At 60.9% G+C, this 20,021-nt stretch carries 16 protein-coding genes and 3 pseudogenes; 10 read left to right on the top strand and 9 right to left on the bottom strand.

Translation table 11 applies throughout. From position 1 onward, the window contains the following. The first annotated feature begins 142 nt into the window (after positions 1-142). On the top strand, positions 143-1,621 hold the full coding sequence (locus J3P95_RS13480) for a hypothetical protein (RefSeq protein WP_434580997.1): 1,479 nt from the start codon (positions 143-145) through the stop codon (positions 1,619-1,621). A gap of 133 nt (positions 1,622-1,754) precedes the next feature. Here the strand turns inward: J3P95_RS13480 and J3P95_RS13475 are convergent. Both J3P95_RS13475 and J3P95_RS13470 read right to left on the bottom strand, forming a co-directional pair. Beyond that, positions 1,755-2,069: pseudogene (locus tag J3P95_RS13475) on the bottom strand (cytochrome D1 domain-containing protein); the annotation flags it as partial. A gap of 90 nt (positions 2,070-2,159) precedes the next feature. Further along, entirely contained in the window at positions 2,160-2,672 is a 513-nt protein-coding gene (locus tag J3P95_RS13470) for a hypothetical protein (protein WP_434557334.1), read from the bottom strand. A gap of 485 nt (positions 2,673-3,157) precedes the next feature. Here J3P95_RS13470 and J3P95_RS13465 point away from each other — a divergent pair, with 485 nt between their 5' ends. Beyond that, positions 3,158-4,348 carry an NnrS family protein gene (locus tag J3P95_RS13465; RefSeq protein WP_434557333.1) on the top strand — a complete coding sequence of 397 codons (1,191 nt, stop codon included), beginning with the start codon at positions 3,158-3,160 and terminating at the stop codon, positions 4,346-4,348. Positions 4,349-4,373: 25 nt separating this feature from the next. Then, positions 4,374-4,811: a hypothetical protein gene (locus tag J3P95_RS13460; RefSeq protein ID WP_434580998.1), complete on the top strand. Its 438-nt coding sequence runs from the start codon at positions 4,374-4,376 to the stop codon at positions 4,809-4,811. A gap of 355 nt (positions 4,812-5,166) precedes the next feature. Here J3P95_RS13460 and J3P95_RS13455 read toward each other — a convergent pair. Together J3P95_RS13455 and J3P95_RS13450 are read right to left on the bottom strand one after the other, a co-directional pair. Next, positions 5,167-5,514, bottom strand: a pseudogene (locus J3P95_RS13455) (MmcQ/YjbR family DNA-binding protein); the annotation flags it as partial. After that, complete coding sequence (locus tag J3P95_RS13450) at positions 5,511-6,419, bottom strand: LysR substrate-binding domain-containing protein (RefSeq protein WP_434557331.1); 909 nt, start codon at positions 6,417-6,419, stop codon at positions 5,511-5,513. The gene J3P95_RS13450 and the pseudogene J3P95_RS13455, both read right to left, overlap by 4 nt. Before the next feature lie 130 nt (positions 6,420-6,549). On the opposite strand from J3P95_RS13450, the gene J3P95_RS13445 reads away from it, so the two are divergent. Then, on the top strand, positions 6,550-7,158 hold the full coding sequence (locus tag J3P95_RS13445; protein WP_434557330.1) for an FMN-dependent NADH-azoreductase: 609 nt from the start codon (positions 6,550-6,552) through the stop codon (positions 7,156-7,158). Positions 7,159-7,341: 183 nt separating this feature from the next. Further along, positions 7,342-8,379: an alpha/beta hydrolase family protein gene (locus J3P95_RS13440; RefSeq protein WP_434581000.1), complete on the top strand. Its 1,038-nt coding sequence runs from the start codon at positions 7,342-7,344 to the stop codon at positions 8,377-8,379. Here the strand turns inward: J3P95_RS13440 and J3P95_RS13435 are convergent. Both J3P95_RS13435 and J3P95_RS13430 read right to left on the bottom strand, forming a co-directional pair. Further along, positions 8,373-9,572: an MFS transporter gene (locus J3P95_RS13435; RefSeq protein WP_434581002.1), complete on the bottom strand. Its 1,200-nt coding sequence runs from the start codon at positions 9,570-9,572 to the stop codon at positions 8,373-8,375. The genes J3P95_RS13440 and J3P95_RS13435 overlap by 7 nt on opposite strands. Before the next feature lie 191 nt (positions 9,573-9,763). Beyond that, the gene (locus J3P95_RS13430; protein WP_186610222.1) at positions 9,764-11,353 is read right to left on the bottom strand and encodes an ABC-F family ATPase; all 1,590 of its coding nucleotides are present in this window, start codon (positions 11,351-11,353) and stop codon (positions 9,764-9,766) included. A gap of 399 nt (positions 11,354-11,752) precedes the next feature. Between J3P95_RS13430 and lpxO the strand changes: the two genes are divergently transcribed. Beyond that, on the top strand, positions 11,753-12,655 hold the full coding sequence (gene lpxO, locus J3P95_RS13425; RefSeq protein ID WP_434581004.1) for a lipid A hydroxylase LpxO: 903 nt from the start codon (positions 11,753-11,755) through the stop codon (positions 12,653-12,655). A gap of 4 nt (positions 12,656-12,659) precedes the next feature. On the opposite strand, the gene ligD is transcribed toward lpxO, so the two are convergent. Together ligD and J3P95_RS13415 are read right to left on the bottom strand one after the other, a co-directional pair. Next, entirely contained in the window at positions 12,660-14,630 is a 1,971-nt protein-coding gene (gene ligD / locus J3P95_RS13420) for a DNA ligase D (protein WP_434581006.1), read from the bottom strand. A gap of 33 nt (positions 14,631-14,663) precedes the next feature. Continuing rightward, positions 14,664-15,554, bottom strand: coding sequence for a Ku protein (locus J3P95_RS13415; protein ID WP_434557325.1), 891 nt, complete (start codon positions 15,552-15,554; stop codon positions 14,664-14,666). 213 nt (positions 15,555-15,767) lie between these two features. Between J3P95_RS13415 and J3P95_RS13410 the strand changes: the two genes are divergently transcribed. The 4 genes and pseudogenes from J3P95_RS13410 (at position 15,768) to J3P95_RS13395 (ending at position 18,995) form a co-directional block, all read left to right on the top strand. Beyond that, a complete protein-coding gene (locus J3P95_RS13410) occupies positions 15,768-16,109 on the top strand; it encodes a hypothetical protein (protein WP_434581009.1) in 342 nt (113 codons plus the stop codon). A gap of 35 nt (positions 16,110-16,144) precedes the next feature. Next, the gene (locus tag J3P95_RS13405) at positions 16,145-17,293 is read left to right on the top strand and encodes a PQQ-dependent sugar dehydrogenase (RefSeq protein ID WP_434581011.1); all 1,149 of its coding nucleotides are present in this window, start codon (positions 16,145-16,147) and stop codon (positions 17,291-17,293) included. 224 nt (positions 17,294-17,517) lie between these two features. After that, positions 17,518-18,317 (top strand): annotated as a pseudogene (locus J3P95_RS13400) (pyridoxal-phosphate dependent enzyme). A gap of 384 nt (positions 18,318-18,701) precedes the next feature. Beyond that, complete coding sequence (locus tag J3P95_RS13395; RefSeq protein ID WP_434557322.1) at positions 18,702-18,995, top strand: DUF1652 domain-containing protein; 294 nt, start codon at positions 18,702-18,704, stop codon at positions 18,993-18,995. A gap of 76 nt (positions 18,996-19,071) precedes the next feature. Here the strand turns inward: J3P95_RS13395 and J3P95_RS13390 are convergent, their stop codons facing one another. Further along, positions 19,072-20,010: a carbohydrate kinase family protein gene (locus tag J3P95_RS13390; protein ID WP_434581013.1), complete on the bottom strand. Its 939-nt coding sequence runs from the start codon at positions 20,008-20,010 to the stop codon at positions 19,072-19,074. Positions 20,011-20,021 lie beyond the last annotated feature (11 nt).

Below are 20,021 nucleotides of genomic sequence, written 5' to 3'. Positions count from 1 at the left end.
TTCAGGTTGGGCGAGTTGAACTGGATCACAGCGCTGACAATTATGCGACCGGGTTCAGGCTTTGCCGTGCGATAAAAATTTACTCCAGGCGAAAGAGATGAGAAAAGCTCTGCAGATTTTTTCCCGCGGATACGGACCCCTCATGCCTCGATCCAAAGTGTTCTCCACGCTGTTTATCGCGCTGCTGGCCGGTGCGGCGCTCTGGTACATCTGGATGATTGTCAGCGCCAAGCTGGAACTGGGCGGCGACAGTCCCGACCAGCAGCAGGTGGGCGCGGTGAAGGACACCCGGTTGCGAGCGATGGGGCAGTATTGCACGGGCGTGACGGTGACCCCGCAGGGAACCTGGCTGGTGGCGCGCTTGGAGAGGGAGGCGAGAGAGCTTGAACCGTCCGCGGACGTCGTGGACCTGGATGCGGTGGTCCATGGCAAGTCAGATGAGCCTGAAGCACCGGAGCAGCCTGGGATTTTTGCCAGTTTGCTCTCTCACGCTGACAGGGAAACCACCTTCATTTCCCGCCTCGACGCCCAAGGGCAATTCCAACTCGTGGCGCATGTCAGCGGCAGCGCCTGTCTGGTGGCCAACCCCGACGGGAGCAGTGTGTTTCTGCTCACGGGCCTTCGTCGTCCTGAAACCGCGAACGCCCACCAGACCCGCCAGACCGTGGTGCTTCGCAGTGATGATCAAGGCCAGCGCTGGACCTGGCTGACCAAGGGCTGGTTTCCCGAGGCCGAGTCGCTGGCCTGGAGCCTGGCCCCGTATTTCCACGGTTTGAATGAAGTCTGGGCGGTGGGGACGCCGGACGCCGTGGATGAATACGGTGATGAAGAGAAGCCGAGTGCCGTCTCCACCGGCGTCTTTTACTCGGCCGATCGCGGTGCGAACAGCTCGCCAATAATGGCCCGCGAGTCGCTGCTGGTGTCCGCCGAATATGCCCACGGCAAACGCCCTGACATCACCGATTGGGGCACGAACGCAGGCACACATGGCGAAACCCGGACCCATGTCCTGCAGCTTGATGCACAGACGGCATTTATCTGGGTATCCCAGCGTTTCTGGGGAGGCCATCCGGACGGCGCGAGCCACAATATCGCGGTGAACGTCACGACACGGGCCCGGTTGCAAGCCAAGGCAGGGCAGTGGCAGGTGATCGACGTGCAGCGTGACGACAATCTTTTTGTCAGCAAACTGCTGCAGAACGACGCCGGGCGGGTGGTTGGCCTGATTGACCAGGGGGACCGTGGGCAAGATGTTGTTGCCGAACTGGACACCGCCGCACTCAGTTGGAAGCCCTTGAGCGACCTGCCCAGCGTGTTTGCACCGCTGGCATCGGATACACAGGTTCGTGGTGGCAATTTCTGGATGGGGCAAAACACCCTGCTGATCAACACCACCAGCAACCACCAGCCGCCGCGCTGGCTCTACTTTGGGTCGAACGCGAACATCTCCGCCGACGCAGTGTTCTATTCCAACGATTGGGGCCGCTCCTGGCAACGCCTCTCCATCACAGGTTACTTGGGCATCCTCGGCTTCCAACCGGCGCAGGACCGCGTGATCTGGGCGCACGGCAATTGGTACGACAATAATGACGGACGCATCCATTCCTATGGGTTGCGCTAGGGATGGGTAGTGTTTGACCAATGCTTTAGCAAACACTCGCCACGGGTCAGTGCGAGGTTCCTTCGGCGAACTCGATCTTGTTGCCCTCGTTGTACTTGCCGGACGGCTTGTTCATCGGCAGGCGCTTGATCTCGTTGCCCACCAGCACCCAGCGACCATCCTTGCTCACCGTCAGGTTCCGAGTATTGAGTCCGGCCCGGACCTCGGCGATCAGTTCGAGGTTACGCAGGTCGTACAGGCTGATCCAGCCGTCCCGGGAGGCGAAATAGACGAAGCGTCCGTCCGGCGAAAACTTCGGCCCGCCATGCACGGCAAAATGCGAGGCGAAACGCGCCAGGACTTCGAAACGGTCGCCGTCAACGATGTCGACATGATGATTTCCAGCCTCCACTACCACGAACAGGTTCAGCGGGTCGGCGCTGTGTTGCGGTGTATCGGGCAGGCTAGCGAAATCCGCCAGCAGGCGATGACTATGGTCCGGCGAGGCAAAGGAGCGGTGTATGCAAGTGCTTGACGTCAGGCGGCCGTTCGTGAGTTTCTATTTTTTAACGGGCAATTCCACAACCCTGATGTTATCGATGTCTATCTTACGGGAGGACGCATGGTTCTCAAGCGAGCCATGCGCGCCGATCAAGACAGGGGTCATCCTGTTGCGGGCGTAGTGAAGGCTAGCTAAAGGAAATTGGAGCCACTCGTCCACTGGAGTTCTCTCATCTATTAAAGTACGGGAATAGCCCAGCGGTACTTCTCCTGAAGCCATGAGATATATCCGTATTGCTTCTCCCTGCTCCGGCCAATGAACGCGGTAGTCGAAAGATATATTAAATATCCCGTCCTGCTGCCCTTCGCTAGAAAAGAAAAACATCTTGGCGAGAGAAGCAGAAATCTCAAATTCTTCTTGGGTGTGTTTCGCTTTCAGCCTGCCGGACCAGAAAGTATTCTTGCCTGTTGGGGTGTCTTCCTCTTCGAGTGTTCCATCCAGAGATCCAAGATCATTTTCCCAGCCGTGCCTTCCATCTTCGAAATCGACAAAATCATCCAGATTTTTCATCTTTGGTTTCTCCGGTCACAAGCGCTTTTGACCCTGCCCGTGGAGCCGGACATTGGAGATCGCAGCGCCACCTGATTGGGCGCGACAAATGGAGGGTGGTCTACTGTCAGGACTGACAGGTCGACGTCAATATCCGACAAAAGGTGCTGATGTTTTCGCAACACGCAATCCCCTCTGGCCTCGATCCGTTCGTCAAGTTTGATCGCCAATTGAGTGTTATCGCTGTGCCGGTTGAGAAAGCGGCGGTGCGGGTCGGCGGGTGGTCAATCCAAGCGTTTGCGCAATGGCTTCTGGCCTCTTCATGGGCAAGCCCGGCTCCCACAATGATCCCGTTCGGCAAGCCCCTTGCAAGTGCCTGTTCGAGACGGGAGGTCGCCGACGCGCTGGCTTGATCTGAGACAAGGCCTGCCGGCGTCGATAGCCGATCATTCGAACCCTGGTTTGTCGTACCTCGCTGACGGTTCAGCGAGGCAAAGGAGTGGTGTATGCAATTGCTTGACCGTCGCAAGGCCATGGCCATCGCGCCGCTGTGGCGCCTGGCGTTTCGGCCGTTCTTTCTGGCCGGTTGCGTGCTAGCGCTGCTGGCCATTCCCTTTTGGCTCGCCGCGTTTACCGGGCGCTTGTCGGCCTGGCAACCGGCCGGCGGCTGGCTGGCCTGGCACCGTCATGAATTGTTGTTCGGTTTCGGCCCGGCAATCATCGCCGGGTTCCTGCTGACGGCGGTGCAGACCTGGACCGGCACCCCGGGGCTCAGCGGCAAGCGCTTGGCCACGCTGGCGTTGTTGTGGCTGGGCGCTCGGCTGGCCTGGCTGGTCGATGCGCCCTGGCCGCTGTTGACACTGCTGGAGCTGGGTTTTGCCTTGGCGGTGGCAGCACTGATGGGCCTGGCGTTGTGGCGTGTGCGGCAGAAGCGAAATTACCCGATCGTGCTGGTATTGCTGCTGTTGGCCGCCGCCGATGGCTTGTCGGTGTACGGCCTGGTACAACACGACGAAGGCCTGCAGCGTCAAGGCGTGCTCGCCGGCCTGTGGCTGGTAGCGGCGATGATGGGGTTGATTGGCGGGCGGGTGATTCCGTTCTTTACCCAGCGTGGCCTCGGTCGGGTGGAAGGCGTGGCCCCTTGGCCGTGGCTCGACCGCCTGTTGCTGGCGGGTTCGGCGCTGGTGGCGTTGCTGTATGCCTTCGGTCCGGCATTGTCGGCCAGCGTCTGGGTCGGCCTGTTGTTCACCGCGTTGGCGGTGGGGCACGGGATTCGACTGGTGCGCTGGCATGATCGGGATCTGTGGCGGGTGCCGCTGCTGTGGTCGTTACACCTGGCCTACGCCTGGCTGGCATTGGCCTGCCTGGGCATGGCGCTGTGGCATTTCGGGGTGCCGGTGAACCCGAGCCTGGCGGTGCACAGCCTGACCATCGGCGCCATGGCCGGACTGATCCTGGCGATGATCGCCCGCGTCAGCCTGGGCCACACTGGGCGCGCTCTCGAACCGCCGGCGGGCATGACCCTGGCGTTCATTCTGTTGAACCTCGCGTGTTTCAGCCGGGTGTTGTTGGTGCTGATCTTGCCGTTTGCCGCGCTGTGGATCGCGGGGCTGTGCTGGACATTGGCGTTCGGCCTCTACGCCTGGCGCTATGGACCGATGCTGCTCAAGGCTCGCGTGGACGGGCATCCGGGATGAGTCGAGCGGGCAGGGGGAATCGATAATGTACGGGGTCTTGCTGGTTACGCACCTGTTGGCGGCCATCGCCTTCATCGGCACGCTGTTTTTCGAGGTGGTTATCTGGCACGCCGCCCGACAGCCGCTGACGCAAGGTATCCGCGACGCCGCCGACCAAGCCATCGCCAAGCGTTCTCGGCACGTACTGCATGGCGTCGTACTGGTGCTGTACGGCGCCGGCATTGCCCTGGCATGGCAGCATCGCGGCGCCTTGGGCCAGCCGTTGAGCAACAGCTTCGGCCTGCTGCTGAGTCTGAAGATTCTGTTGGCCCTGAGCATCGTCGGTCATTACGTCTGGCTCGCATACTGGCTCAAAAGCGGCCGGCTGACGCCTGACCGCGCCTGCTGGCTGCGGCGCAGTATCCTCGGGCACATGCTGGTGATCGTGGTGCTGGCGAAGGGAATGTTCTACTGGCAGTTCTGAAAACACCGCTACCGTTAGCGGCGACACCGTTCCCCGTGGCGAGGGAGCTTGCTCCCGCTGGCCTGCGCAGTAGGCCCCTGGCGTTCTTGCAGGCGGACCTCATCAGTCGGTTTTGCGACTGCTGCGCAGCCGAGCGGGAGCAAGCTCCCTCGCCACGGGGACTAAGTGTCTGGAGTTGTTAATGTGCCGCCTTCATCGCGCCTGCTGGCTGCGGCGCAGTATCCTCGGGCACATGCTTTCTTGGCAGGGCGATTGTCACCCTGGCTGTGAAGGGTCAAACGAACCCTGGAGGGTCATCACTACCATGCTGCGTGAAAGCCTGGCCGCCAACCTGATTGTCGAGTTGCCCAATGCCCAACAGCAACCCAACCTGCGTGCGCTTGGGCAACTTGCTGACCACCAGTTGATGGGAGCGTTGCAGCAAACCACGCAACTCGTCGGCGCCCAGCGGGTAGGGGGCCTGCATGATGATCCATTGCGCGCGCGCCAGATAAGGCGCCGGGTGAATGCCCGGGCGGTCGCAATGACCGAGGAACAGGTCCTTGTCGACCTTGAACGCCAATGAGTCGCCCCGCAGGTTTTGCAGGGCGAACATTTTGTTTGCGGCGATGGAAAACACCCGCACGCCGCCCCACTTGTAGTCTTCCCGGGCGCCTGGCAGAGCCAGGCAAAACCGTGCGACGTCCTCTTCGCTCAAACTCATATCGTTGTGTCCCCGCATTGTTCGAAAGCCGCCACCAGATGATCGATCCACGCGCGCACCGCCGGCAGCATGCCGCGCCGGTGAGGATAGACTGCCAACAGCCAACCATCGGGCGATGACCATCCAGGCAACAATTCCACCAACCTGCCGTCAAGCAACTCCTGTTCGCAATACATGCTGGGCAGCAAGGTAATGCCCAGGCCGGCGAGGGCGCAGGCGCGGCGCACGATGAAATCATCGATGCCCAGGCGTGCCTCCAGGGCCAGTTCGGTACTTTGCCCATTGCGGTCGAGCAGGCGCAGATGAACCAGCCGATCGGCGTCCAGTGCCCCCAGCACCGGCAGTTGCTTGAGGTCGTCCGGGGTTTCGATTCGCCGTCCTTCGACGAATGCCGGGCTGGCAACCAGTGTCAGTCGGGCCTGGCGCAGGCGGCGGGTCATCAGCAACGGGTCTTCGTCGCCCACGTCGCGCACGCGCAACGCCACGTCGATGCCTTCGCCAATCAGGTCCACGCGCCGATTGAGCAGGGTCATTTCCAGCTGGACCAAGGGAAATTTCGCCAGAAAGGTTTCGATGATCACGGGCAGGAATTGATGAGCCAGCCCCACCGGGCTCGACACTCGCAACCGCCCGCGGGGTTCGCTGGACATGCTCGCCACCGCCTCGTCAGCCATCTCCGCTTCGAGCAACATGGCCTGGCAATGGCTCAGGTAGCGTTCGCCCACTGCCGTCAGCTTCAACTGGCGAGTGGTGCGTTGCAGCAGGCGGGCGCCGAGGCGCTCTTCCAACTCGGCGATACGCCGTGACAGGCGCGACTTGGGGATGCCCAGCAAGCGTCCGGCGGCCGCGAAGCCACCGGCTTCGACCACCTTGGCGAAGTAGTACAGATCGTTGAGGTCTTGCATAGTGGCTTCGATTGTCCTGTGTGTGGGACGAACTATCGCATTCTTGCGGTCTTATCGGCTATTGGTTTCATCGATAGGATTGTTCGCACTTGATCGCCTGGTTGCGATCCTCACTCAGGAGAGCATTCACATGAAACTGTTGCATATCGATTCGAGCATCCTTGGCGACAACTCGGCTTCGCGCCAATTGAGCCGTGAACTGGTGCAGGCCTGGAAAGCCGCCGAGCCGGCTATTACCGTCACTTATCGTGATTTGGCCGCCGACGCCATCAGCCACTTTTCCGCCCAGACGCTCGTTGCCGCTGGCACCAGCGCCGAACTGCGCGATGCCGCCCTCAAGTACGAAGCTGATCTCAGCGCAGAAACAATGGCCGAGTTCCAGGCAGCAGACGCGCTGGTCATCGCCGCACCCATGTACAACTTCACCATCCCGACGCAGCTCAAGGCCTGGATTGACCGTATCGCCGTGGCCGGCCAAACGTTCCGCTACGGCGATGCAGGCTTTGAAGGTCTGTGCGGCGGCAAGAAACTGGTGATCGTTTCCACCGCCGGCGGCCTGCATGCCGGACAGCCGAGTAGCGTGGGCCATGAAGATTATCTCAAGCACATGTTCGGCTTTCTTGGCATTACCGACATCGAGTTCGTCCGTGCTGAAGGCCTGGCCAAAGGAGACGACATGCGTGCCAAGGGCATGAGCCAAGCCAAGCTGCAGATCAGCCAGCAATTCGCCGCCGCGTAAGGCTTGCGTAAAGGCGCCAAGCCCTGCGGGCAACCTTCGCAAAACCCTGTATTCTCGTCGTCAATGGATGGCTGGGATGCGGGGTTTTCCCGCATTCGGCGTCGGAATTCATGGCGCAGATCATGCACGACCGGAACCGTGAGCCAATGGGCTCCCGATCGGCGGTTGAAGGTGGATTATCCAATGACACGACTTGGTGCAGCGCTGTTGCTTTGTTGCTTGAGCGGGTTCGGTTCGGTGCAAGCCGCACCGGGGCCACATCCGCATTGGAGCGCCGGATTTCACGAGCTGAGCTTCCTTGATCCGCTGGACCACCAGCCAATGCATGCCATCGCGTTCTATCCGTCAACCGCCGGGGAGCAATCCAGCGCGTTGGGCGGCTACCAGATCGACGCGGCGCCCAACGCGCAGATCGCCATCGGCCGTTTCCCGCTGCTGATGCTGTCCCACGGCAATACCGGCACGCCGCTGGCGCTGCATGACCTGGCCACGTCGCTGGCGCGCAAGGGGTTTGTCGTGGTGGCGGTGATTCATCCCGGCGACAATGCCCAGGACCACAGCCGGCTCGGCACCTTGAGCAACTTGTATGGGCGGCCGATCCAGATCTCCGAAGCGATCACCGCGACATTGAACGATCCGATGCTCTCGCCTTACGTCAACGCGCGGCAGGTGGGTGTCATCGGCTATTCCGCCGGTGGCGAAACCGCCTTGATCCTTTCCGGTGCCACTCCAGATCTCAATCGCTTGCGCCGCTACTGCCAGGAACGCCCGGATGACCGTGACGCCTGCAACACCCAGGGCGAACTGATTGCCGACCGCGACGACCTGTTGCCGGTGGCCGACCCCAGGGTCCGCGCGTTATTGCTGATGGCACCGTTGAGTTTGAAGTTCGGTCGGCACACGCTGGCCGACGTCCATGTGCCGGTGCTGCTTTATAGCGGTGACGGCGACAAGCTGGTGGCCTTCGACAAGAATGCTGCAGCCTTGGCCCGCAAGCTGCCCACCGCGCCGGATTTCAAGACGTTGGCCGGGGCAGGGCACTTCGTCTTCATGGCGCCTTGCACGGAGGAGCAGATCGCGGCGATGCCGGCGCTGTGCACCGATGCCGATGGCGTCGACCGCAAGGACATCCACCGCACGATGATCTCCGAGGCCAGCCGTTTTTTCAGCCAGGCACTGGGTAAGCCGACCCGGGCCGGCCTAAGGACCGCAGATCAGTGATCGACTCTTTCCGCACGCCGTCGCAGCAGCAACGCCAGCCCCAGCCCGATGATTGACAACAAGGCAGCAAAGAAGAAGATCGACGAGTAGCCGAGGTTCGACGCCACCGCGCCCATCAACGGACCGGCAATCGCCAGCGCCAAGTCAAAGAACACCGCGTAGGCGCTCAGTCCGGCGCCCCGGCTGCTGTTGGGCACTTGCTTGATCGCCTCCACGCCCAGCGCCGGGTACACCAGCGACAGCCCGAAGCCGGCCAGTCCCGCGCCGACCAGGGCAAACGCGGTCGACGGCGCCAGCCACAGCAACACCAGCCCCAGGGTTTCGATGCTCATGCAGACAATGGCCGAACTGAAGCCACCGAAGCGGGCGATGCTGGAAATGAACAACAGCCGTGCCAGGATGAAGCACACGCCAAACACCGTCAGGCACCACGCCGCGCCGGTCCAGCCGCGGCTGAGATAGAAGAGGGTGATGAAGGTGGTGAGCGTGCCGTAGCCGATCGACGCCAGGCACAGGCTGGCGCCAAACGGTGAAATGCGCCCAAACACCGCCCAGAAAGGCAGGCGCTCGCCACGAACGACCGGTACCGACGGCTTGTTGCGAATCAGCAACAACGCCATGCCAGCGAGCAGTGACAAGGCGATGCCCAGGCTGGCGAAACCCAACCCATCGACCATCACCACCCCCAGCGGGGCGCCGATAGCGATTGCGCCGTAGGAAGCGATGCCGTTCCAGGAAATCGAACGGGCCGTGTGTTCCACTCCGACTTGGCCCATGCACCAACTGATCGTACCGACGCCGATCAGCCCCTGGGCGACACCGAGCAATAACCGGCCGGCAATCAGGATCAGCAGGCTCGGCAGAGGGAAGTCCTGCAGCACCGTTGAGATCAGCGTCAGCACGCCGCTGAGCAGAATCCCCAGCAACCCGTAGACGATTGCCCGCTTCGTGCCAATGCTGTCCGACAGCCGTCCAGCCATGGGGCGACTGAGCAGCGTCGCCAGGTATTGGGAACCGATGGTCAGCCCGGCCACCACCGCGCTGAAGCCCAGTTGGTCATGGACATAGCCAGGCAACACAGCGATTGGCAGGCCGATGCAGAGAAACGCGATGAAGGTATAGAAAACAATGGAGACGATCTGCAAAGTGATCGACAGGGAACTGGAGGCTGATGTGGGCGTGGGCGTGGGCATGGGCTCGTTCGCGGGCAGCGGCAGGAGAGCTTCATCATGGCGCGAGGAGGGGAGAAAAGGAAGCAGGCTAACTAATAGGCTCGCCAAGCCATGGAGCACGCAACACTTTCTTACCCCGGAAATACAAAAAGCCCGGTCACATGGACCGGGCCTTTCACTTGCCGCTTGAAGCTTACCGCTCGAAGCTGCCCTTAGAACAGCACACCCTGGCTGCGCAGGTAATCGTCATAGGTGCCGCTGAAGTCGACCACGCCGTCGGCGCTCAGCTCGATGATCCGCGTGGCCAGGGACGAGACGAACTCACGGTCGTGGCTGACGAAGATCAGCGTGCCCGGATAGTTTTCCAGCGCCAGGTTCAGTGCTTCGATGGATTCCATGTCCAAGTGGTTGGTCGGTTCGTCCATGATGAGCACGTTCGGCTTCTGCAGGATCAGCTTGCCGAACAGCATGCGGCCTTGTTCACCACCGGAGATGACCTTGACCGACTTGAGGATCTCGTCGTTGGAGAACAACATCCGGCCCAAGGTGCCGCGAACCAGCTGTTCGCCGCCCTGAGTCCATTGGCCCATCCAGTCGAACAGGTTGACGTCATCTTCGAAGTCGTGGGCATGGTCCTGGGCGTAGTAGCCCAGTTCGGCGGCGTCGGTCCACTTCACGGTACCGGCATCGGGTTTCAGTTCATTGACCAGGGTGCGCAGCAACGTGGTCTTGCCGATGCCGTTCGGGCCGATGATCGCCACGCGCTCGCCGGCTTCGACGGTGAAGCTGAAGTCCTTGAACAGCGGCTTGCCGTCAAAGCCCTTGGCCATGCGCTCGACGATGACCGCCTGGCGGTGCAGTTTCTTGGTCTGCTCGAAGCGGATGAACGGGCTGACACGGCTCGAAGGCTTGACCTCGGCCAGTTGGATCTTGTCGATCTGCTTGGCGCGAGAGGTGGCCTGCTTGGCTTTCGAGGCGTTGGCCGAGAAGCGGCTGACGAACGACTGGAGTTCGGAAATCTGCGCTTTCTTCTTGGCGTTGTCCGACAGCAATTGCTCGCGGGACTGGGTCGCCACGGTCATGTACTCGTCGTAGTTGCCCGGGAACAGGCGCAGCTCGCCGTAGTCCAGGTCCGCCATGTGGGTGCAGACACTGTTCAGGAAGTGACGGTCGTGGGAGATGATGATCATCAGGCTCGAACGCTGGGTCAGCACGTTTTCCAGCCAGCGGATGGTGTTGATATCCAGGTGGTTGGTCGGTTCGTCCAGCAACAGCACTTCCGGATCGGAGAACAGCGCCTGGGCCAGCAGCACGCGCAGCTTCCAGCCTGGCGAGACTTCGCTCATCGGGCCGAAATGCTGTTCGATGCCGATACCCAGGCCCAGCAGCAATTCGCCGGCGCGGGATTCGGCGGTGTAGCCGTCCATTTCGGCGAACTCGGTTTCCAGCTCGGCCACGGCCATGCCGTCTTCTTCGGTCATTTCCGGCAGCGAGTAGATGCGGTCGCGCTCGGCCTTGACCTTCCACAGTTCCTCGTGGCCCATGATCACGGTATCGATCACGGTGAATTCTTCGTAGGCGAACTGATCCTGGCGAAGTTTACCCAGGCGCACATTCGGCTCAAGCATGACCTGGCCGCCGGACGGCTCGAGGTCGCCGCCGAGGATTTTCATGAAAGTCGACTTGCCGCAACCGTTGGCGCCGATCAGGCCGTAGCGGTTGCCCGCGCCGAATTTGACAGAGACGTTTTCGAACAGCGGCTTGGCGCCGAACTGCATCGTGATGTTAGCTGTAGAGATCAAAGGTTTATCCTGCGGAACATTCAGAGTAGCTAAGGGTGCGGCAGTACCTGTTCAGTACCTGTTTGCGCCGATCCGCACCGCGCTAGAGGCTTCGCGGTCGCAAGCGCAAGGGTCCATCCGGCATAAGAGGACAGCTGCATACGGAGCGCCTGGACCGAGTGGAGTTGCGCCGAAGCCGGGTTTTCCGGCATCGGCCAAGGGGGCGCGTGATATTTGGCGGCGATTGTACTGATCTGGCCGCATTAACGATAGGGTGTTACCCAGGCAAGACAGTTTTTCACCACTGAGGGATAACCTTCAGTTACAAATTGTGGCTAAATCGCCATCTCACTTGACGCTCCGTTGCCGCTTGGCTGGCCAGGAGCAGCAGCCTGTTCACTCCTGGACCAGACCGATCCCGTGAAGCTCATCATTGTCGCGATCTACCTTCTTTCAATTGGCTATGTGCACATGCGTGGGCGCGTACGGCACAAGCTCGGGCGCCAGCTGAGCGATCACTCGTCCTTTCTCGCGCCGATCAATTGCCTGCTGTACCTGTGCTCGAAGCTGCCCAACAAGCCATTCCTGAGCCCCGAGCAGTTCCCCGACCTGAGTCCTTTGCAAGCGCATTGGGAGGAAATCCGCGCCGAAGGCCAGAACCTGCTGCGGGCGGGGGAGATCAAGCGTTCCAATCAGTATGACGATGTGGGCTTCAACTCTTTCTTCAAGACCGGCTGGAAGCGCTTCTACCTGAAATGGTACGGCGACAGCCATCCCTCGGCGATGAAGCTTTGCCCACGTACCACAGAACTGGTGCAGAGCATCGGCTCGATCAAGGCGGCGATGTTCGCCGAACTGCCGCCAGGCTCGAAGCTGGTGCGTCACCGCGATCCGTACGCCGGGTCTTATCGTTATCACCTGGGCCTGGAAACGCCCAACGAGGCCGGCTGCTATATCAACGTCGACGGCGAGCATTACCATTGGCGCGACGGCGAGGCGGTGATGTTCGACGAGACGTTCATTCATTACGCCGAGAACACCACGCCAGACAACCGCATCATCTTGTTCTGCGACGTGGAGCGGCCGATGAAATTTCGTTGGGCCACCGCCTTCAACCGCTGGTTCAGCCGTACCGTGATGGCGGCTGCCGGCGCGCCCAACGATGCGGCCAGCGACAAGACCGGTGCACTGAATCGAGCGTTTTCCAGACTCTACAAGATTCGCCTGCAAGGCAAAGCCCTGAAGAAGCGCAACCGCACGCTCTATTACCTGCAGAAATGGGCGTTCTTCGGCGGCTTGCTGGCGCTGTTCATCTGGATCTGAAGGTTCAGTCCCCAGGTTTCTTCGCGTCCAGCTGCTCCCACATCCTGGCGGTGATTCGTTGGCGATGGCTGTAGCCTTCCCACGGATCCGCGCCCAAGCCCTTGGCCCGTTCCAGGGCGGTGTAGATGTCCCATTGCTGGGCGTTGCGCAAGCCGTCCAGCTCCGCCCGCGCGATGGGCACCGACACTGGCAGCCCTGGCCGCGCGCGCACTGAGTAAGCGACCACCGTACTGGCGCCGCGCGAGTTGCGCAGGTAATCGAGGAAGATCTTGCCGACCCTGTTCTTTGGTCCCATGGTTGCGGTGATTTGCTTGGGCATCTGCCGGGTCATGAATTGCGAGATGGCCTTGGCGAACGCCTTGGTCGCGTCCCAGCCTTCACTGCGCGCCAACGGCACGATGATGTGCATGCCCTTGCCGCCGCTGGTCTTGAGGAACGCCTGCAAACCCAGTTCGTCGAGCAATGACAGGGTCATGCGGGTGGCTTCGATCATGGCGCTCCAGGGCAGCGACGGATCGGGGTCAAGGTCGAGGACGAACATGTCCGGCGACTCGATCCGGTCATGGGTCGCGGTCCAGGTGTGCAACTCTACCGTGCCCATCTGCGCCGCGCTGACCAGTGATGCGACGCCGTCTATTTCCATCAGCGCGGCGTGGCCGGGATCCAGCGCCGGATTGAGCTGTTTGATGTGAGGAATCTCCAGGCGATCTGCGTGCTTCTGGAAGAATTGCTCTTCGCCAATCCCGTCCGGCGCGCGCAGCAGAGCTACTGGCCGCTGCTTGAGGTGCGGCAGGATCCACGGAGCGATGTCCGCGTAATATCGGGCCAGCTCGTCTTTGTGGACACCGCTGACGCTGTCGATGACGCGTTCGGGATGGGTGATCTTCACCCCGGCGACTTCCACAGTGCGCGTTTTACCGCGGTACTTGGGTTTGGTCGGCTCGGCTTTTATCGGCATCGGTTGCTCACGGGTGATCGTGCCGGAGGGCCTGTCGTGGGGCAATCCGAGGAAGACGGCCTGGTTGACCAAGCCGTCCCGAGTCCATTCGGTGAACTCGACGTCACAGACCTGGGTCGGCTCGACCCATTTCACGCTGCGGCTACGCGTGCCGTTGAGCGGTTCCGCCAGCGGCGAAGCGTCGCGCTCCAACGTGCACAGCTGCTCATGCAACTGCTTGATGTGCGATTGGCTGAACCCGCTGCTGACCCGACCGGCGTAAACCAAGCCCGATGGCCCATTGACCGCCAGCAACAGCGCGCCAAAGCCGTGGCGCTTGCCTTGGGGGCGGGTGAAACCGACGATGACGAAGGCCTGGCGCAATCGGCACTTGAGTTTCACCCAGTCGGGGCTGCGTCGCGATTCATACGGGCTGCCCAGGCGCTTGCCGACCACGCCGTCGAGTGCGAGCGCGTTGGCACTTTCAAATATATCGCCCTGGCTGGCGGAGAACGCCTCGGAGAAGCGCAGGCGCTTGCTCGCGTTGTTACTGAGGGCCTTTTTCAAGGCGGCGCGGCGTTGTTCGACAGGCGTCTGGCGCAGGTCCACGCCGTTGAGAAAAGGCGTGTCGAAGAGGAAATAGATCAGGTCTACCGTGCGGCCGATCTCGAAGGCTTGACGCAGCGCTGCGAAATCGGAGTGACCGGTGTCATCAAGCAGCACCAGCTCGCCGTCGAGCCAGCTGTTATCCAGATTCAATTCGGCCAGCGCATCGGCATGCAGTTTCAGCCGGTCGGTCCAGTCCAGCTGATTGCGGTTGAACAAGCGAATTTGGCCACCTTCGATGCGGGCCAGCAGGCGATAACCGTCGAACTTGACTTCGTAGCGCCATTCGCCGGCCGGCGGTTGCTCGACCGGTGTCGCCAGCTGCGGCAACAGTCGATCGGGCAGCGCGGTTTTCCCGGGGGGCTGGGGAGCTGACGCTGGGTCCAGCGCGGCATCGGACAGACGGGCATATTCACTCTCGGCCTTGGCCATGACAGATTCCCTTGTGTTGCTGGCGCCTGGGGGTTAGCCCCGGGAGGCCTTGGTGGCTTTTTTAGCGGGAGCGGGCTTGCGGGTCTTGGCGGATTTGGCCGCGGGCTTCTCGGCGGGTTTGTCCGGCGCCTTGCCCTTGCCGCCCAGGCTGCGCTTGAGCAGTTCGGTAAGGTCGATGACATCGGCGGTCTTGCGCTGTTCTTCGCCAGGGTCGGTTTCCACCGCTTCGAGCCGGCCCTCGTTGGCCTTCTTCTCCACCAGTTCCATGATCTTGTCCTCGAAACTGTCGCGATACTGCTCGGGTTCCCAGTCGCCACTCATGTCTTCCACGAGGCGCTTGGCCATATCCAGCTCGCCCTTGGCCAGCGTCGGGCTGGTCACTTCGTCACCCAACTCCAGCACGTCGAGCTCGCGCACCTCGGCGGGCCAGCGCAGCATCACCAGCACCAGGGCCGACTCCAAAGGCATGAGCGCCGCCAAGTGCTGGCGGGTATGCAACACCACATGGGCCAGCGCCACTTTGTTGGTCTTGATCAGGGTTTCGCGCAACAAGGCATAGACCTTGCCACCGCGTTTGTCAGGCGCGAGGAAATAGGGTTTGTCGATGTTCTGCAGGGGGATCTTTTCGCTGTCGACGAAGGAAAAAATATCGATGGTCTGGGTGGATTTGGGATGGGCGGCGCGGATTTCGTCTTCGCTGATCAGCACGTATTGGCCTTTCTGGTATTGCACGCCTTTGACGATGTCGTCCTTGGTCACCTCCTTGCCGGTGACCTTATTGACGCGCTTGTAGCCCACCGGGTCCATGCTGCGCTTGTCCAACCAGTCGAAATCCACGCCTTGGGACGCGGTGGCCGATACCAGCGCCACGGGAATGTGGACCAGCCCGAAACTGATTGCGCCTTTCCAGATTGCCCGTGCCATGGTGGATTTTCCTTGCCGGTAAATGAGTCTCTCTGGTGACCTCCGAGCCCCGGCAAAAGTTTCCACCGCGCGCCGGCTGGCTGCGGCCATCGCGCCAGCGGAACGGGCGTCCCAGAGATGCCTGGTTACATCTTCGCGCGGACATTTCGCTTAACAACCGCGAACCTGCGGCGTAGCGTGTTTTCGATATGCCTGAATCCAAGAGGTATTCCAATGAACAGGCTGATGATTGCCACCATTGCGCTATTGCTGACGGCTACTGCCCAGGCCACGTCCTTCGACCAGGGCTCGGTGATCGTGGCGCAGAATCTACCGGGCAATAACAATCCCTATAACAGTCCGATACGCCGGGCCAATCCCAACAGCATGCAGGGCACCCAGCCCAACGTACCGAACATCCGGAACAACCCGACCGTGCCCGTTCCCCGGCCGCCTACCTTGGAAAACGGCGGCATCGGTAACGGCTACCCGCGCTCCGGGCAACCATCGGGTTCCGCGCGGCCGACGATCGAGGCACCCACGCCGCCCAGAAACAGCAACAACGGCAATCGCTAGGCCGGTCTTTTTTCCCACCACAGAAGGAAGTGTGCATGATCCGTAAAACACTCCTGGCGGCCTTTTGCGCCAGCGCTGTCCTAACCCTTGCCACGCCGGTCTCTGCCGCGCAGACCGAGCAAATGAAAAGCGAGGAGGGCACGGTAGAAGTAACGACAGTGACCCGGGGACTTGAGCACCCTTGGTCAGTGGCGTTCCTGCCGGATCAACAGGGAATGCTGGTGACGGAGCGGTCGGGCAACCTGCGGCGGGTCAGCCCGGACGGCAAGCTTTCAGCACCGCTGAGCGGCGTGCCGGATGTTTGGGCTCGGAGCCAGGGCGGCTTGCTAGACGTTGTGCTGTCGCCGAACTTCAAGCAGGACCGCACGGTTTACCTTTCCTATGCCGAGGCGGGCAAGGACGGCAAGGCCGGCACCGCCGTCGGGCGCGGGCAATTGTCCGAAGACTTCAAGAGTCTGAAAGACTTCAATGTGATCTTCCGCCAGCAACCCAAGCTTTCCACCGGCAACCATTTCGGCTCGCGCCTGGTGTTTGACCGGGACGGCTACCTGTTCATCACCCTGGGGGAAAACAACGATCGCCCGACCGCCCAGGACTTGGACAAACTGCAAGGCAAGATCGTGCGCATCTACCCCGACGGCAAGGTGCCGGACGACAATCCCTTTGTTGGTCAGAAAAACGTCCGGCCCGAAATCTGGTCCTACGGCATTCGCAATCCCCAGGGCGCGGCGTTGAACCCTTGGAACGGTACGCTGTGGGAGAACGAGCACGGGCCCAAGGGCGGCGATGAGTTGAATATCATCGAACGCGGCAAGAACTATGGCTGGCCCCTGGCGACCCATGGCGACAATTATTCCGGCGCGCCAATCCCCGAAGCCCAGGGCAAGACCGCCGAAGGCACCGAGGGCCCGCACCACGTCTGGCAGGTATCACCGGGCCTGAGCGGGATGGCGTTCTACGACAGCGACCGATTCAAGGCGTGGCAGCGTAATGTCTTTATCGGTGCGCTGGTTTCCAAGGATTTGATCCGGCTGGAGTTCGAAGGCGACAAGGTCGTCCATGAGGAACGCTTGCTCGGTGAACTTGGCGAACGCATCCGTGACGTTCGCCAGGGCCCGGATGGTTTCCTGTATGTGCTGACGGATGAAGGCGACGGTGCGTTGTACAAGGTCGGGCTTAAATGACCTTGAATGCAATGAGGTTCGGGTAGCAGGGCCGGGATTTCCGTTGACTTGGCCACCGCGCGCGGCTAACGTCCAGCCATGACTTGCACCGTACTGCGCAGCCAGCCAAGCATTATTACCGCCATTCCTTATTTGGCGGGCTAGCTGACGGCTGCACCCAACCCGCCCTAGAGGCGGGTTTTTTCTTTCTGTCTCCAGGGCTTCATTCGAACCAGGAGACCGCCATGACCCCGACCCGCGCCGAGCAAGCCCTGCTGGAGCACTACGTCAAGATGATTCTGGCCGCGCCGGTGTATGAACTGGCGGTGGCCACGCCGTTGCAAGCGGCCCCAGCGCTGTCGCAGGCCCTGGGAAACCGGATCCTGCTCAAGCGCGAAGACTTGCAGCCGACCTTTTCCTTCAAGATTCGCGGCGCCTACAACAAACTGGTGCAACTGACCCAGGAGCAACGCAGCCGTGGCGTGATCACGGCTTCGGCGGGTAATCATGCCCAAGGCGTAGCGCTGGCTGCCCGGGAGCTGGGAATTTCCGCTTGCATTGTCATGCCCAGCACCACGCCGCAGCTCAAGGTACTGGGCGTGCGCAGCCGGGGCGCCGAGGCGTTGCTGCACGGTGGCAGCTTTCCGTTCGCTCTGGAATTCGCCTTGAAGCTGGCCCAGCAGACCGGACGGGAATTCGTCTCGCCGTTTGACGACCCGCAAGTCATCGCTGGGCAGGGGACGGTCGCGATGGAGATCCTGCGCGAGCATCCAGGTCCGCTGGACGCCATTTCGATATCTGCCGATTCTGTGTCGATGAAGTGATAACCGTCACCAACGACCAGCTCTGCGCGGCGATCCGGGACATCTACGACGACACGCGCTCGATCACCGAGCCATCGGGCGCCTTGGCGGTGGCGGGTATCAAGCAGTACGTGGCTGACAGCGGAGCGCAAGGCCAGACGCTGGTGGCCATCGACTCGGGGGCCAACATCAACTTTGACAGCTTGCGCCACGTCGCGGAACGCGCAGCCGTGGCCGTCTAAAGAGAATCGCCCGGCGCGTCACGGTTTTTTTTGAGCAACCGACGGATGCCCGCCCATGAAGTCGAAATAGTGGCTACTCTGAGCCTGGCAAGCCTAACGGGCAATTGCAGTTTGCATGAAAAAAACACCGCTTCCTTGCATTCTGCACGACCGTTTCGCTTGATTTTATCGCTAAGTGATTGATTTGTAACAGGCTAGATGTACCCAGGTACAGGCATGTTTTTTGCGGGTTGATACCCGAGTCCGATTGAACGGGCTCCAACACCAGAAAACGCCAAAATGAACGAACGGTAAGGCATTCGTAGTCCAGTCCGAAGGGAACTATCGGACGAAAATACTGCCGTCGTGAACATAAGTTGGCTGCCTCAACAGGAGAGAGTTGCCATGTTTTTATCTGCCCTCGAAATGCGAAACATCATTGAAAGCAGCCTGCTACCCAAGCGCTCGCAATGCACCTTGTCACCGGACTTGTCGATGACAGTGAAGATTTACGACGACCACGAGACCGACCGCGTAGCGTTGGTCAAGACTGACATCGATGCCACCAAGCTTACCGGCTGCCGCGCCATCAATGACTTGATCGCCGAACTGCGCACAGAGCTGGACCATGGGCGCGCTTCTGCAAATCACGGTTCAGGAAACTATTTCCACCAGCAACACCGGATGAGCGGACGCTAACCGTCCCTCGACCTTGCAAGCCTGACGACCGGGTCCGAATTCGTTCGAACCCGGCGTACAGCGTTTTAACTATTGGCTAGCCGAGCTGCTGCCGATAAGGCAGGTCCGGTCCGATTTTGCTGCAAGTCAGTGCAGCAGCGCGCATGGCGAAATCAAGCATCTGGCTGATCTGTTGCGCTGTCAGCGAATTCAAACCCTCCACACAGTCCAACTGGTGCTCAGTCAGCCAGGCGATCAGTGCTGCCTGGAACGTATCGCCCGCGCCTACGGTATCGGCGATCTTGACCGGACAGGCGGCAAGCGACCAGACGCCATGATGACGGCTGAACACCGTCGCGCCGTCACCGCCACGGGTCAGAAATGCCAGTTGGCAACGATGTTCCAGCCAGCCGCTGATCACTTCATGCGGGTCTCGGTCGGGGTAGAGCAGGCCCAGGTCTTCATCGCTGACTTTGATCAGGTCGGCATATTGCACTAACGTGGCAATTCGTGAACGCCACAGTTCAATGTCTGGTTGCGGGTTAAGCCGCACGTTCGGGTCGAAACTGATTAGGCGCCGGCTGCTTTCTCGTTGCACCAGGGCCAGGAGCGTGTCGGCAATGGGTTGCACCACCAGCGAAAACGAGCCGACATGCAAACCACGCACTTCAGGGCCCAGATCCGGTAGATGGGCCAGGTTCAGTTGCCGGTCGGCACACCCTTCGCCACGAAAGCTATAGTGGGGCGAGCCGTTGGTCCCTACGGCGACCATCGCCAGGGTGGTGGGGGCGTCGAAGTCATGGGTGAATTGTGCGCTGACGCCTTCTTCGGTCAATACCTGTCGCAAGCGTTGCCCAAGGTAGTCCGTGGACAGCCCGCCAAACAATGCCGATTCGATCCCCAGCCGGCGTAACCCTACCGCCACGTTGAACGGCGAGCCGCCGGCGATTGCCTTGAAATTCACTTGGGAAGCCGGAGCTGCCGCTTCGTTTGCGCTGAATAGATCAAACAGCGCTTCACCACACACCAGATACATAAGTTGCCTGC

It is taken from the genome of Pseudomonas sp. Z5-35 (assembly GCF_051131945.1).
Classification (GTDB): domain Bacteria; phylum Pseudomonadota; class Gammaproteobacteria; order Pseudomonadales; family Pseudomonadaceae; genus Aquipseudomonas; species Aquipseudomonas marvdashtae.
The sequence above is the reverse complement of the archived record's forward strand: the minus strand, read 5'-3'. Positions and strand labels throughout refer to the sequence as shown.